The sequence below is a fragment of the Streptomyces sp. 2-1 genome (genome assembly GCF_048564895.1).
GTDB classification, from domain to species: Bacteria; Actinomycetota; Actinomycetes; order Streptomycetales; family Streptomycetaceae; genus Streptomyces; species Streptomyces phaeochromogenes.
On the sequence record NZ_CP183383.1, the window covers coordinates 2,556,725 to 2,572,176 of the forward strand.

9 protein-coding genes are annotated in these 15,452 nt (G+C 72.0%); 7 read left to right on the forward strand and 2 right to left on the reverse strand.

Features of this window, described 5'->3' with window-relative positions:
- Positions 1 to 112: 112 nt before the first annotated feature.
- The 7 genes from ACN20J_RS11270 to ACN20J_RS11300 all read left to right on the forward strand — a co-directional run bounded on the left by ACN20J_RS11270 (position 113) and on the right by ACN20J_RS11300 (position 11,145).
- Positions 113 to 2,014, forward strand: coding sequence for a fatty acyl-AMP ligase (locus tag ACN20J_RS11270; RefSeq protein WP_419665815.1), 1,902 nt, complete (start codon positions 113 to 115; stop codon positions 2,012 to 2,014).
- The gene (locus tag ACN20J_RS11275; RefSeq protein WP_419665816.1) at positions 2,011 to 3,756 is read left to right on the forward strand and encodes an acyl-CoA dehydrogenase family protein; all 1,746 of its coding nucleotides are present in this window, start codon (positions 2,011 to 2,013) and stop codon (positions 3,754 to 3,756) included. Before ACN20J_RS11270 ends, ACN20J_RS11275 begins: the two co-directional genes overlap by 4 nt.
- On the forward strand, positions 3,757 to 5,439 hold the full coding sequence (locus tag ACN20J_RS11280) for an acyl-CoA dehydrogenase family protein (RefSeq protein ID WP_419665817.1): 1,683 nt from the start codon (positions 3,757 to 3,759) through the stop codon (positions 5,437 to 5,439). It abuts the gene before it with no gap.
- A 114-nt stretch (positions 5,440 to 5,553) separates the two neighbouring features.
- The gene (locus ACN20J_RS11285; protein WP_419665818.1) at positions 5,554 to 5,820 is read left to right on the forward strand and encodes an acyl carrier protein; all 267 of its coding nucleotides are present in this window, start codon (positions 5,554 to 5,556) and stop codon (positions 5,818 to 5,820) included.
- A gap of 5 nt (positions 5,821 to 5,825) precedes the next feature.
- Positions 5,826 to 8,960 (forward strand): type I polyketide synthase, encoded by a 3,135-nt coding sequence (locus tag ACN20J_RS11290; RefSeq protein ID WP_419665819.1) that lies wholly within the window; start codon positions 5,826 to 5,828, stop codon positions 8,958 to 8,960.
- Positions 8,957 to 9,991, forward strand: a complete 1,035-nt coding sequence (locus tag ACN20J_RS11295) for a 3-oxoacyl-ACP synthase III family protein (RefSeq protein WP_419665820.1) — start codon at positions 8,957 to 8,959, stop codon at positions 9,989 to 9,991. Before ACN20J_RS11290 ends, ACN20J_RS11295 begins: the two co-directional genes overlap by 4 nt.
- Positions 9,992 to 10,014: 23 nt before the next feature.
- A complete protein-coding gene (locus ACN20J_RS11300) occupies positions 10,015 to 11,145 on the forward strand; it encodes an alpha/beta fold hydrolase (RefSeq protein ID WP_419665821.1) in 1,131 nt (376 codons plus the stop codon).
- On the opposite strand, the gene ACN20J_RS11305 is transcribed toward ACN20J_RS11300, so the two are convergent.
- Together ACN20J_RS11305 and ACN20J_RS11310 are read right to left on the reverse strand one after the other, a co-directional pair.
- Positions 11,054 to 11,926 carry an AfsR/SARP family transcriptional regulator gene (locus ACN20J_RS11305; protein ID WP_419665822.1) on the reverse strand — a complete coding sequence of 291 codons (873 nt, stop codon included), beginning with the start codon at positions 11,924 to 11,926 and terminating at the stop codon, positions 11,054 to 11,056. The genes ACN20J_RS11300 and ACN20J_RS11305 overlap by 92 nt on opposite strands.
- 639 nt (positions 11,927 to 12,565) lie before the next feature.
- On the reverse strand, positions 12,566 to 15,427 hold the full coding sequence (locus ACN20J_RS11310; protein ID WP_419665823.1) for a DEAD/DEAH box helicase: 2,862 nt from the start codon (positions 15,425 to 15,427) through the stop codon (positions 12,566 to 12,568).
- Between the last annotated feature and the right edge of the window lie 25 nt (positions 15,428 to 15,452).

Genomic DNA, 15,452 nt, shown 5'->3' on the forward strand with positions numbered 1-15,452 from the left:
TCGGCCAACTCACCTCGTCGAACCCCACCCTCCGCAACGGTTCTTGTAGCCCCCTTGCGCGAACACCCCTGCCACAAGGCCGCGTTAAGGCCGCTCTCGCACGCTCCCTGGCATGACCACCGCATCCATCACCCCGCGGACTCCCGCGCAGGGCACGCCCCGGACGTTCACCGACGTCGTGCGGGAGCGCACGGACGCCCTCGCCGAACGCGACGCGTTCGTCTTCCTCCCGGACGACGGGCAGGGGTCGGTCCCCGAGCACCTGACGTACGCCGGTCTCGACCGGCGGGCCCGCGGCATCGCCTCGTGGCTGCGCGAGCACGGGGCCGTCGGGCGGCCGGTGCTGCTGCTCCACCCGCCGGGCACGGCGTTCGTCGCCGCCTTCGTGGGCTGTCTGTACGCGGGGGCGGTGGCGGTGCCCGCACCGCTGCCAACCGACCAGGGGCAGCAACTCGCCCGGGTGGCAGGCATTTTGAGGGACTCGGGCGCGTCCGCGGTGCTCTCCACGGGTGCGTACGTGCCGTTGCTGGAGGCCTGGCTGGCGTCGGTGGCCCTGCCGCGGGTGCGCTGCCTCGCCACCGACCGGGAGGACATCGGTGACCCCTCCTCGTGGCGGGCGCCGGACACCTCCCCCGACGACCTGGCCTTCCTCCAGTACACGTCCGGCTCCACCAGCGAGCCCAAGGGCGTCATGGTCACCCACGCCAACCTGCTCGCCAACGAGGCGGCGATCGGCCGCTGGGCGGGCACCCACGAGGGCATGGTGGTCGGCGGCTGGCTGCCGCACTACCACGACCTGGGTCTCATCGGGCATCTCCTCCACTCCCTCTACGTGGGCGGTCTGTCGGTGCAGATGTCACCGCTGTCGTTCCTCAAACGGCCGCGCCGCTGGCTCGAGATGATCGGCGACTACCGCGTAGAGGGTTCCGGCGCACCGGACTTCGCGTACGACCTGTGTCTACGGCGGGTCACGGACCAGCAGTTGGCGCGGCTCGACCTGTCGAGCTGGCGGTGCGCGCCCAACGGCGCCGAACCGGTACGCGCCGACACCCTGCGCGCCTTCGTCGAGCGTTTCTCCCCCGCCGGACTGCGCCGCGAGGTCTTCGCACCCTGCTACGGCCTCGCCGAGACCACGCTCCTGGTCACGGGCGCGGACCCGGCCACCGAACCGACGATCCGCACGGTCGACGCCGCCGCCCTGGAACAGGGCGTCCTGGCCGTCGGCGAGGGGCGCACACTCGCGGGCAGCGGGAGCGCCCGCGACTGTGAGGTGCGGATCGTCGCCCCCGGCACGGGCGCCCCGCTCGCGGACGGCCTGGTCGGGGAGATCTGGGTGCGCGGGCCGAGCGTGACAGCGGGCTACTTCGGCAACGAAGCGGCCACGGCCGACTGCTTCGGGGCAGACGGCTGGCTGCGTACGGGCGACCTGGGCGCCCTCGACGCGGGCGAACTCTTCGTCACCGGACGCCTCAAGGAGGTCATCGTCCTCGCCGGCCGGAACCTCTACCCGCACGACATCGAGCGGGCCGCCCAGTCGGCGGACCCGTCACTCACACGGGGAGCCGGGGCGGCCTTCTCAGTACGCTCCGGTCGCGCCGACGGGGCTGCCGGAGCCGCCCGAGCCGCCACCGAAGCCGTCGCGTCCGTCGGCTCCGAGCGCGAGCATCTCGTCCTCGTCCAGGAGGTGCGGCTCGCCGCGGTGCGCGGCGGGGACCTGCGGGCGGTGGCGACGGCCGCGCAGAGCGCGATCGGGCGGGAGTTCGCCGTGCCCGCGGGGAACGTGGTCCTGGTCAAACCCGGCACCGTACGCCGCACCACCAGCGGCAAGGTCCGCCGCACCACCATGCGCGACCTGTTCCTCGACGGCTCGCTGACCCCGCTGTACGAGGTCCTGGAACCGGCCGTACGGGACCTCGTGGGCGACGCGCCGGACACGGCGGCCTTCGACACATCGGACACGGCGACCCCTTCCAATGGCGCGCCGCACGCGACGGACCCGGGGGTGTCCCCGTGAACCGCGAGCACTCCCCGTACCGCCTCGCCGAGGAGCTGGAGCACGCGCTCGGGGACCCGGCGGACGCCCGCACCCCGTTCTCGTACACGGCCTGCCTGGACCTGGACGCCCGCGAGGAGTTCCCGGCGGGGATCTGCCGGTTCCTGGACGACTGGGGCCTGCCCGACTACTACGTCCCGGTGCGCCACGGGGGACGGCTGCGGGACTACGAGCACGCGCTGCATCTCGTCCGTACGGTGGCGCGCCGCGATCTGACGGTCGCGGTCGCGCACGGGAAGACGTATCTGGGCGGAGTGTGCGTATGGGTCGCGGGCGGCGAGGAACAGGCTGCGCGGCTCGGGAGCGACATCCGTGCGGGGGTCCCCGTATCGCTGGCGCTCACCGAACGGGCGCACGGGAGCGACCTGTTGGCGGGGGAGGTCGAAGCCGTCACGGACGCCGAGGGGTTCACCCTCCGCGGAGAGAAATGGCTCATCAACAACGCGACCCGCGGCTCGGTCCTCTGCGTCCTCGCCCGTACCACCACCGAGGGCGGACCGCGGGGCTTCAGCGTGCTGCTCGTCGACAAGAGGACGCTGACGCCCGGGAGTTGGCGTCCGCTGCCGAAGGTGCCGACGCACGGCATCCGGGGCGCGGACATCTCCGGAATCGTCCTCGACGGGGCGTACGTGGACCGGCAGGCGCTGATCGGTCCGGAGGGCGGCGGAATCGAGACCGTCCTCAAGTCCCTCCAGCTAACCCGCACGATGTGCGCGTCGCTGTCCCTCGGCGCCGCCGACCACGGGCTGCGGATCGCCCTGGACTTCGCCCGCGAACGACGCCTGTACGGCCGACAGCTGGCCGAACTCCCGCAGGCCCGCGCCCTGTTGGCGGCAGCGGTAGCGGACGTCCTGACCCACGAATCCCTGACCCTGGTCGCCTCCCGCATGGTGCACACCACGACCGGCGAGCTCTCCGTCGTCGCGGCCGTGACGAAGTACCTCCTGCCGACCGGCACGGAGGACGTGCTGACCGCCCTCGGAGAGCTGCTCGGCGCCCGAGCCTTCCTGGTGTCGGGCCCCGGCACGGGCCCGTACGGCATGTTCCAGAAGGTCGAACGGGACCACCGCATCGTGGGCCTCTTCGACGGAAACACCCTCGTCAATCTCAACTCGCTGATCCTGCAGTTCCGTTCGCTCGTACGTCACTGGCGGCGCCGGACGCCACCCGCGGACGGCGTGCGCACGGCGTGCGATCTCGCGGCGCCGCTCCCCGAGTTCGACCCGGCGGAGCTGGAGTTGGCCGCCCGGCGGGGCGCGGCCCCATTGGCCGCGCTCCCGGCATGGACGGCGGCCCTGCGTGAACGGGCCGCCGAGGAACCGGTGTTGAAGGACGCGGCCGAGCTGGCCGAGCGCCTGCTGACCGTGACCGACCGCGTGCACGAGGAGATGGCCACCTACGCGGATGTGGTGACCGACGTCCCCGAGGAGGCCTTCGCCGTGGCGCGCCGGTACTGCCTGTGCTTCGCCGCGGCGGCGTGCCTGGGGCTGTGGGTGGAGTCGGGTTCCGCGGTGCCGGGCGGGGAGGGCGTCTGGCGGGACGCGCTGTGGCTGCGGGCCTCGCTGGAGCGGCTGCTCGCACGGCAGGGCGAACAGTCGTCGTCCGACGCACAGGAGGAACTGCTGGAGGAGGCGTTCGCACTGCACGGGCACGGACGGCTGGTCTCACTGCTGCGTCTCCAACTGCGGCGGGAGGTGGCGTAGATGCCGTACACGACTCTCACCGCCGCCGACCGGGCAGCCGAACTCGCCCGGTCCTTCGGGGACTTCTGGGACCCGTCGAACCCACTCGGTTCCGCTGCCCTCCTCACCGCGGACGAGCAGGGCGTGCTGAGCGCTGACGGGGAGGCGCTGCTCGACCGGTTCGGGCTGGCCGCCGAGTACGTACCGGCGGAGCTCGGCGGACGGCTCACCCACCTGGACGGACTGGTCCGGGTGATGCGCGAGGTGTTCCGGCGGGACGTCGGACTCGGCCTGGGGCACGGCATCACGTCGTTCATGGCCGCCGTCAACGTCTGGACGGCAGGCTCGCCGGAGCAGCAACGGCACCTGGCCGACATTCTGTTGGACGGCGGCCGGGCCTCGGTCGCGTACCACGAGCTGGCCCACGGCAACGACTTCCTGCGCAACGAGTTCGCGGCCCGCCCGGCGGCCGGCGGTTATCTGCTGGAGGGCGTGAAGCAGGTCATCAACAATGCCGACCGGGCCCGTGCGTGGGTGCTGTTCGCGCGAACCGGCGACGGCCCGGGCAGCCGCAGCCACTCGGTGCTGCTCGCCGGCCCGGACGACGTGCCCGCCGACCGTGTGCAGCGGCTCGCCCGTTACCGCACCTCCGGCGTCCGCGGCTGCCGCCTCACCGGACTCGCCTTCCACGGCTGCCCGTTGCCCGCCTCCGCGCTCGTCGGCGCCGAGGGCAGGGGCGGCGAAGTGGCACTCCGCTCCTTCCAGGTGACGCGCAGCGCGCTGCCGGGCATGGCTATCGGCACGGTGGACACCTGCCTGCGCTCGGTACTCCGCTTCGCCCTGGACCGCCGCCTGTACGGCCGCCGAGTGTTCGAACTCCCGCATGCGGCCGGTGTGTTGACCGCCGCTTTCGCGGACCTCCTCCTGTGCGACAGCCTGTCGCTGGCCGCCGCCCGTACGGTCCAACTGCGCCCCGAGCAGGCGAGCGTGAGCGCCGCCGCCGTCAAATACCTCGTGCCCCGCCTGCTGAGCCGCACGGTACGGGACCTCTCGGTGGTGCTCGGAGCCCGCTTCTACCTGCGCGAGGGCGAGCACGCGGTGTTCGGCAAGCACCTACGGGACCTCCCGGTGCTGAGCCTCGGACACGCCGGTCCCACGGCATGTCTGGCCACCCTGATCCCCCAACTACGAAGGCTGGCGACGGCACCTCAACTGGAGCCCCTGGCGGCCCTGTTCACCCCGACCAACGCCACGGCTCCACCACCGGGCATCCCCTTCGGCCGCCTCACTCTCTCCGCGACGGCCGACCCACTGACCGCGGCCCTGACACCGGAGGGTGCCCCGGCCTCCGTACGCCCCCTCCTGACCGACCTGGCCGCCGACCTGTCGGCCGTACGCGACAGAGCTCGCGCCCTGCCCCCGGCCGACCGCACGCCACTCGCCTCCCCGGAGGCATTCGCCCTGGCCGCGCGATACGCGGAACTACTCGGCGCGGCAGCCGCCACAGGCGTGGCACGTTCCGCGCGGTCCGGCTTCCTGTCCGAATCCCCCTGGCTGGGCGCGGCCCTGCACCGCACGGCATGCCGACTGGGCCTGCGGGCGGGCCCGGTGCCGGACAGGTGGGCGAGACCACTGCGGCACGAACTCCTCACCCGCTACGAGGAGTTGTGCACCTTCGACCTGTACGACAGCGCCGCCCTCTAGGGCGCGGGGCTGTATCGATACGCGGCTCCGCCGTGTGGGCGCGACCAGCCACAACGAACCCGCAGCCGAAGCACACCACCGAACCCCCCGCCAAAAAGAAAAGGACCACCGGTCATGTCCGTACCGACGGCGCACACCGAGCAGACGCTGACCACCTGGATCACCACCCGCGTGGCCGAGTACCTCCGACGGCCCTCCACCGAGATCGACCCGACGACCCCGCTCGCCGAATACGGCCTCGACTCGGTGGCCGCACTGAGCCTGTGCGGCGATGTCGAGGACCACTACGAGGTGACCATCGACCCGACGGCGGCCTGGGACTACCCGACCGTACGGGCGCTGGCCGGGCACCTGCTGACCGAGTTGGAGGGCCAGGGGTGAACGCGGTGGCCGTAACCGGCATCGACTGCCGGTTCCCGGGCGCCCAAGACCCCGGCGCCCTCTGGGAGTTGCTGATGCGCTCGGGCGACGGGACAGGCCCCGTACCGTCACCGCGCTGGGACCCGTCGCTCACGGGCGGCCCGACCGAGGGCGGCTTTCTCACGGACGCGGACGCCTTCGACCACGAGTTCTTCAGGATCCCGCCCCGCGACGCCGCCGCAATGGACCCGCAGCAACGGCTGATGCTCCAGTGCGCGTGGCGGGCCGTCGAGGACTCGGGAGTGGCGCCCGGGCGGCTCGCCGGATCGCCGACCGGGGTGTTCGTCGGGGTCATGGGCAGCGAGTGGGCACAGCTCACGCTCACCGACCTGCCGGGCATCACCCCGCAGATCGGCTCGGGCAACGGCTACTGCATGATCGCGAACCGGATCTCGTACCACCTGGACCTGCGCGGCCCCTGCATGGCCGTCGACACGGCGTGCTCGTCCTCGCTGGTGGCGGTGCATCTCGCGGTGAACGCGCTGCTGACCGAGGAGTGCGACCGGGCGATCGCGGGCGGGGTGAACCTCGCGCTGACTCCGGCGCTCGGCCTCTTCTACGAGAAGGCGGGCCTCGCCGCGCCGGACGGGCACTGCAAGCCGTTCAGCACGGGCGCGGACGGGATCGGGCGCGGCGAGGGCGTCGGCGCGGTGGTGCTGCGCCGCCTCGCGGACGCGCTCGCCGACGGCGATCCGGTGTACGCGGTGATCCGGGGCACCGCCGTGAACCAGGACGGCCGCAGCAACGGCATCACCGCGCCCTCCCGCTGGTCCCAGCAGGAGGTCATGGCGGCGGCCTGCCGCCGGGCGGGCGCCGACCCGCACGAGGTGTCCTTTCTGGAGGCCCACGGCACCGGTACGGCCCTGGGCGACATGATCGAGACGAGGGCGCTGGGCCACCTGCACGCCGACCGGCCCCGCCCTCGCCCGCTCTCCCTCGGCTCGGTGAAGGGCAACCTCGGCCACACGGAGGGCGCCGCCGGCATCGCGGGCCTCATCAAGACGTGCCTGTCCCTCCACCACCGCACGGTTCCGGTGAGCCGGTACGCAGCCCGCGAGAATCCTCAACTACGGCTCGCGGAGCAGGGGTTGCGCCTCCTGAAGGCCCCCCTACGGTTGCCCACCGGAGAGCCGGTCCTCGCGGGTCTGAGCAGCTTCGGAATGGGCGGTACGAACGCACACGCGGTACTGGAGTCGCCGCCGAGCCGGGCCGGGGCCGGAACGCGGCGGGCAGCCACCCTGCCGAACCGCTCCGACGTCAGCCTGCCTGAGCCGTCGGGCAGCGGCCTCGGCGCCGAGGTGTTCGTCCTCACCGCACCCACCGAGCGTGCCCTCCACCGCAATCTGCTGACGCAGGCCGACACCATCGGCCGGCGGCGCACCCCGATCGGGCCGCTCTGCCGGGCGTCGCAGCGGGTGAAGACGGGGCACGGGCGGCGCGGGGCGGTGGTGGCCGGGGACAGCGCGGAGTTGGCGGTACGACTTCGGGAGGCGGCCGGGGCCCTGGGGCTGGTAGGCCTGAACGGCTCGGCCCGTCGGACTGAACCGGGAGACATGGCTGGCCGGGCCGACTCAGCCGACCCGACAGATCCGACAGATCCGACCAGGTCAACGAGCCCCGCCAGCCCCACGTCCATCCTCAGCAGCTCCACCAACGAACCACCCCTAACCGCCTGGCTGTTCACCGGCCAAGGCGCCCAGTACCCAGGCATGGGAGCCCGCCTCTACCGCGAGTCCGCCCTGTTCCGACGGCACCTCGACGGCGTCGACGCCGCGCTGCTCCCGCACACCGGCCGCTCCATCCGAGACCTGCTCCTCACCGGCGACCCGGCGGTGCACAGGACCGGTTGGGCCCAGCCCGCCCTGTTCGCGATCGGCCACGCACTTGGCGCCACCCTCACGGAAGTCGGCGTACGCCCCGCCCTGCTGCTCGGCCACAGTGTGGGCGAGTTCGCGGCAGCCGTGCACGCCGGTGCGCTGCCCCTCGACGACGCGGCACGACTGGTCGCCGTACGGGGTTCCCTGATGGAGCAACTCCCCGACGGCGGCGGCATGCTGGCGGTGCACACCTCCGCGGACCGGCTGCGCGACCTGGTCGAGCGCGAACCGCTGGTCGGTTTCGCTGCCCTCAACGGCCCCCGCTCGACGGTGATTTCGGGCGACCTGTCCGCGCTGGACCGCATCGCGGAGTCACGCGAGTTGGACGGCGTACGGCTCCGCCGCCTCAAGGTCTCGCACGCCTTCCACTCCCCGCTGATGCGCCCGGCACTCGAAGCGTTTCGCCGGGTGGCCGAGCAAGTCGCGGGAGGGGCAGCGAGGTTGCCGTTCTACTCGACACTCCGCGGCAAGCGCCTGGAGTCCGAGCAGCTGGACGCCTCGTACTGGACCGAACACATCGAGGCCCCGGTGCTGTTCGCCGACGCCGCGGCCCAGCTCCTGGACGAACGGCCGACACACCTCCTGGAACTCGGCCCCCGCCCAGTCCTCACCGCCCTCGCCCGCCGTCTCGACGACCGTTCCGCCGACCCGGTCGCCCTGCACCCACTCCCTGATCCCGAGTCGGACGGCCGTGCCCTCGCCGAAACCGTGGCCGCGCTCTACCGGGCAGGCATCGACATCGACTGGACAGCGGCGGCCCACCCCGTCCGGGACAACACCCCGGCACGCTTGGCCCCGTACACCTTCGCCACTGACAACCGCTTCTGGCACACAGGAGGGCCGACGCGTACGGCGGCACCGGGCGCCCCCGTCGCCGTACGGGAGGAGCCGCAGGCACCGCAGCCGGACTCGCCGTCCACAGAAGCCGCGACAGCGGCAGCGACAGCGCCCACGGCCTCACCCACGCCCACGCCCCAGGACCCCGTAGCCACCGCGGTCTACGAAACCGTCGCCGCCCTCGGCGGCTACGACCCCACCGCCCTCTCCCCCGGTTCCCGCTTCCACGACGACCTCGGCCTCGACTCCGTCGCCCTGGTCGAACTCAAGGAGCGCCTGACCGAGCACCTGCCCGCAGTGGGTGCGCTCCCGGTCCAGGACCTGCTTCCCCGGCTCACCTCCCTCGGCGAACTCATCGGCTACCTGCGGCAGGAGACGTCCGCATGACCACTCCCGGCCCCTCCCCTTCCGTCCACGTGATGTCCGCCGGATCGGCGCTGCCCGGCGAGCCCGTCGACAACACCGCGCTCGCCGCCGCCCTGGGGGTCAACGAGGAGTGGATCGACGTCTTCATCGGCACCCGCACCCGGCACTTCGCCCGCAATCTGACGAGCGGCGACATCCGCTGGACCCTGGCGGACCTGTGCGCGGACGCGGCGGTGAACGCGCTGGAGAACTCCGGGACGGACCCGGCGGAGGTGGAGTTCCTGGTCCTGGGCACCGCGACGCCGGACCATCTGATGCCGGCCACGGTCAACCAGGTGGCCGACCAGCTCGGCCTCGACCAACTGCCCACCTACCAGCTGCAGTCGGGCTGCGCGGGAGCGGTCCAGGCGCTGTCCGTCGCCCAATACCTCATAGGCAGCGGTGAGTTCACTACCGGTCTGGCGATCGGCGGCGACGTCTGCACCAAGCATCTGGACCTGCGCCGCGACCTCTCCGAGGCGGCTCCTGGGGACCTCGTGAACTGCGTGCTGTTCGGCGACGGCGCGGGGGCCGCCGTCCTCAGCTCGCGTCCGGGCGACAGGGCCGTGGCGCTTCGCCGGGTCCTCAACCGTTGTACGGGACTGGGGCGCGAGCCGGGCCAGATCATCGACTGGTTCGGCCTCGCCGACCGCGACGAACCGCGTCAGGCGCTCATCGAGGACTACAAGGCCATCGAGGAGTCCGTACCGACGATGGCCGTCGAAATCCTCTGGGAGCTGCTCGACAGCCTGGGCTGGGCGGCCGAGGACCTCGACTTCCTGCTGCCCCCGCAGCTGTCCGGACGCATGACCCGCCTGATCACCGAGCAACTGGGCGTGCCCGAGGCCCGCGAGATCTCCTGCGTGGCCGACACCGGAAACAACGGCAACGCACTCCCGTTCCTCCAACTGGAACGCCTGCTGAGGGAAATGACGAGCGGTCAGAAGGCCCTGGCCGTGGCCGTCGAGTCGAGCAAGTGGATCAAAGCCGGCTTCGCGCTGGAACACCTCTGAACCCCACGCCGGAAGGACATCGCATGCCCGACCGCCACCCCACCGACCACGTCACTCCCGTCCACCACGTCGACCACCTCGACCGGCCGCTCGACGAGCCGCTCGAAGGGCAGGGTGCCTTCCGGGCCCCGCTCGACCACCTGGGTGAGCTGAAGGAGTTCGCCCGCCTCCACGCCCGCAACCAGGGCATAGGCGTCCGCGGCACGGCCCGTATCCTCGCCCGCATCGGCACCGACGCCCCCGACGCGGCCGACTCCTGGACCCGCGTCTGGCGGCTGCGCGGCGATGAACTGGCCGACCGTGGGCGCCTGTTGGCGGCCTGCCGCCACTACACCTTGGCCCGCTTCCCCTACCCGTACGACGACCCCCGACGCCACGCACAGCAGACGGCCGTCGCCACCTTCGACACCTGGCGGCGGGCCCACGGAGGCATCGAGCGCCTCGAACTCCCGCACCCGGACGGCACTTTGCACGCATGGGCGGCGGGCCTGGACACGCACCGCCGGTCCCACCGCCCCCTTCTCCTCATGATGGGCGGCATCGTCAGCGTCAAGGAGCAGTGGGCGCCCCTGCTGCCCCGGCTCACCAAACTCGGCTACGCGGCCGTGGTCGCCGAACTCCCGGGCGTGGGCGAGAACACCCAGCGCTACACGGCCGACTCCTGGCGGCTGATCCCCTGGCTCCTGGACCAACTGTCGCCCAGGGCCCACACCGAAGCCGCCACGCTTCTCTTCCTCAGTTTCGGCGGGCACATGGCGCTGCGGGCCGCCGCCGAGGACCCCCGCGTCCGCCGGATCCTCACGGTCGGCCCCCCGGTCGCCGGCTTCTTCACCGACACGACGTGGTGGGAGCGGGTCCCACGCATCACCAAGGACACCCTGCGCCGACTGACCGGCACCCGGGACGAGACGGAACTCCGTTCACGGCTCCAGGAGTTCGCCCTCACCGAGGCCCAGCTGCGCTCGATCGGCGCGGCGGTCCGTTGCGTGACGAGCGCCCGGGACGAGATCATCCCGCCCCGCGACGCAGACCTCCTGCGCACCGCCGTGCCCGACGTACGCGTCAAGGTGATCGACGATGTGCACGGCTCACCCGGACATCCGGGAGCGGTCCGCCGCTGGCTCGCCTGGAACCTGCGCGCGGCCGGCCGATAGGGGCGGCGACGACAGCCGCGGCAGTGGCGGCGCCGGAGCCCGGCTCGGACGCGTGCGAGCTGAGCACACGCGCGTGCAGCCGTACCAGGGCCGGCCCCGGTGTGACGCCCAACTCCTCGTGCAGCGACCGGTGTACGGCACGGTAGGCGCGCAGCGCGTCCGTGGTCCGGCCCGCCCGGCGCAACGCCTCCATCAACTGGCAGTGCAGCTGCTCGCGCAGCGGATGGGCGCGGGCCAGCTCCATCAGCTCGCCCGTCACCTCGTGGTGGCGGCCGAGCCGCAGGTCCGCCTCGATCCGCAACTCCAGGGCTTCGAACCGCAGTTCGTCGAGGCGTACGGCCGCCGCCGTCAGCACCTCACCCTGCGGGACGCCGGACAGCGCGGGCCCGCTCCACAGCGCGAGGGCTTCCGTCAACTCCCCTGAGGCAGCCGCGAAGTCGCAGGCCCCGAAGGCGGCTCGGCCGCGCGAGAGCAGCCCCTCGAACAGCCGCAGATCCAGTTCGCCGGGCTCGACCCGGAGCAGATATCCGGGCGGCCGGGTCTCCAACGGGCCCCGGCCCTGGCCCCCTTGGGTGAGGGCTTTGCGCAGATGGGACACGTACACCTGCAAAGTCGTCGCGGCGGTGCGGGGCGGCCCGTCCGGCCACAGTTCGTCGAAGAGGGCACCAGCGGGCACGACGGCTCCGGCACGCACCAGCAGGGTCGCGAGCACCGCCCTCTGTTTGGGCGCGGACGGTGTGCGGGGTTCGAGGCAGACAGGACCCAGTACTCGGAAGCGCATGGCAACTCCTCAGCCGTTCCTGACCAAAGCCTCCACCGACGCCAGGTAGCGCCCCGGGAGATCCACTGGAGCCCTGCGGGAGAAGCACGGGAGGACCTGTGCCGGACCGCTCCTCCAGGTCCCGAGCCGGGCCGCTCAGGCAGACCCGAGCGGAGCCGCTCCGGGAGGTCCCGATGGGCACCCGCTCGCACTCGCCCGCACCCACCCCGGCAGACCCCGAAGCCGCCGCGCTGCCCGGCGGACCCCGATTCCATCCGAGCCACCGGCCCGCCGCCCCCGGACACTGCTCCGCCCAACAGGAACGGCCCGGCCGCCAAGCCCGGCACACCTACAGAGGCATCTACCGAGGCCCTTCGCGACGCCCTGCCCCATCCCCGCCGCGGTTACCGCCCCGAACGCCCCGAAGCCCCACGCAGACCCCGACAAGCTCCGCCGTCACCCCGCCGAGGCCACCGCCATCAACCCGCCAGGCCCGAGGGGGCCAGCCAACCCCCGCCGACACCCTCCCGGAAACCGAAGCCACCCCTGACCGCCATCGGCACCAGCGGCACCACGCCGGCCGAAGCCACAGCCGAGGCCCGCCCCACCAGCAGGCCACCCGCGGGCCCAACAACTGCCCCACCAGCAGCCCCCACCACGTCACCCCACCGACGAGTAAGCCACCACTCCCCGCAGCAACTGATCAACCGCCTTGCGCGCGTTCTTCGCCACCGTCGAACTCGCCCCGGACGAAACCGGTGCCGCCGCCGAGATCTGTCCCAGCACGTCGATGACCTGCTTGCACCAGCGGACGAAGTCGCCAGCCGGCATCTCCGCCTCGCGCAGCACCTCGTCGAGGCCCTTGCCGGACGCCCACTCGTAGGCCGCCCAGGCGAAGCCCAGGTCGGGCTCGCGCTGGCCGACGCCCTCGGTCTGGGTGATGCGGAAGTCCTCCTCCAGGGCGTCGAGCCGGCCCCAGATGCGGACCATCTCGCCGAGCGCGGCCTTCGCCTTGCCCGACGGCAGCTTCGGCGCCATCGCGTCGTCGCCGACCCTGGACTCGTACACCAACGCCGATACGCACGCGGCCAGTTCGGCCGGTCCGAGGCCCTCCCAGACCCCTTCGCGCAGGCATTCGCTGGAGAGCAGGTCCATCTCGCCGTACAGCCGGGCGAGCCGCTTCCCGTGCTCGGTGACCTCGTCGGCGCGCAGATAGTCCAGCTCGGTCAGGAGCGCGACGATGCGGTCGAAGGTGCGGGCGATGGTGTTCGTCCGGCCCTCGATGCGGCTCTCCAGCTGGGCGGTGTCACGCCGCAGCCGGTGATAGCGCTCGGCCCACCGGGCGTGGTCCTCGCGGTCGGTGCATCCGTGGCAGGGATGGGCCCGGATCGCCGTACGCAGCTGGGCGATCTCGCGGTCGTCGGCGGCCTCGGCGCGGCGCTTGCGGTGCCGCTCGGGCACGATGTGTCCGGCCTTGGTGCGCAGCGCCGAGGCGAGGTCGCGGCGCGACTGCGGCGAGCGCGCGTTGAACGACTTCGGGATGCGCATCCGCTCCAGCGCCTCGACGGGCACCGGGAAGTCGGTCGTGTTGAGCCGCTTGACCTGCCGCTCGGCGGTGAGGACGAGGGGGCGCGGCCCGTCGTGGTGCTCGAAGCCCCGGTGTCCGTTGGACCTCCCGGCGGGCAGCCCCGGGTCGAGGACGAGGGCGAGGCCCGCGAACTTGCCGGTCGGGACGTGGATGACGTCACCGGGCTTGAGCTTCTCCAGGGAGACGGCCGCCTCGGCGCGCCGCTGCGACGCGCCCTGCTTGGCCAGCTCGGTCTCGCGGTCCTTGAGGTCGCGGCGCAGTCGCGCGTACTCGTCGAAGTCCCCGAGGTGGCAGGTCATGGACTCCTTGTAGCCCTCGAGCCCCTCTTCGTTGCGCTGCACCTGGCGGGAGATCCCGACGACCGACTTGTCGGCCTGGAACTGCGCGAAGGACGTCTCGAGGAGCTCGCGCGAGCGGTGCCGCCCGAACTGCTCGACGAGGTTGACCGCCATGTTGTACGACGGCTTGAAGCTGGAGCGCAGAGGGTAGGTGCGCGTGCCGGCGAGTCCCGCGAGGTGGTCGGGGTTGATGCCGCGCTGCCACAGCACTACTGCGTGGCCCTCGACATCGATGCCTCGGCGGCCGGCCCGGCCGGTGAGCTGGGTGTACTCGCCGGGGGTGATGTCGGCGTGCTGCTCGCCGTTCCACTTGACGAGCTTCTCCAACACCACCGAGCGGGCGGGCATGTTGATGCCGAGCGCGAGGGTCTCGGTGGCGAACACGGCCTTCACCAGGCCGCGTACGAAGAGTTCCTCGACGACCTCCTTGAACGTCGGCAGCATGCCCGCGTGGTGGGCCGCGATGCCGCGCTCGAGGCCTTCCAGCCACTCGTAGTAGCCGAGGACGTGGAGGTCCTCGTTCGGGATGGAGGCCGTGCGCTCCTCGACGAGGGCGCGGACTCTCTCCCGGGCGTCCTCGTCGTTCAGCCGCAGCCCCGCGTACATGCACTGCTGGACGGCGGCCTCGCAGGCGGCGCGGCTGAAGATGAACGTGATGGCGGGCAGCAGACCTTCGGAGTCGAGCCGCTCGATGACCTCGGGCCGCCCCGGCGTCCACACCCTGGACCGCTGCCGCCGCTCGCGCTCGCGGTCGGCGTCGCGCATGGCGCGGCCCCGCTTGCGGTCCTGGTACGACGGACGGCTGGCCTCCATGCGCGCCAGGCGCGTGAGGTCGGGGTTGACGGCCTTCTTGTGGCCCTCGCCCTCCTCGAAGAGGTCGTACATCCGGCGCCCGGCGAGCACGTGCTGGAAGAGCGGCACAGGGCGGTGCTCGGAGACGATCACCTCGGTGTCGCCGCGGACGGTGTCGAGCCAGTCGCCGAACTCCTCCGCGTTCGACACCGTCGCCGACAGTGACACCAGGGTCACCGATTCGGGGAGGTGGATGATCACTTCCTCCCAGACGGCGCCGCGGAAGCGGTCCGAGAGGTAGTGCACCTCGTCCATGACGACGTAACCGAGGCCGAGGAGGGTCTGCGAGCCCGCGTACAGCATGTTCCGGAGGACCTCGGTGGTCATCACGACCACCGGTGCCTCGGAGTTGACGCTGTTGTCGCCGGTGAGCAGGCCGACCTTGTCCGCGCCGTAACGACGGCTCAGGTCGGCGTACTTCTGGTTCGACAGTGCCTTGATGGGCGTGGTGTAGAAGCATTTCTTGCCCTGCTGGAGGGCGAGATGGACGGCGAACTCGCCGACGATCGTCTTGCCCGAGCCGGTGGGCGCGGCCACGAGAACACCCTTGCCAGCTTCGAGGGCCTGACAGGCCTCGATCTGGAAGAGGTCGAGGCCGAAGTCGTACATCTCGCGGAAGTCCGCGAGCGCGGTGGCCTGCTCGACAGCACGCTTACGGGCTGCCGCGTACCGCTCGGCCGGTGAGAGATCCTCTGTCATCGTGCATTCGAGACTACCGGCCACCACTGACAACAGGACGATCATTATCCGATCGGAGCCTGTGGATCCG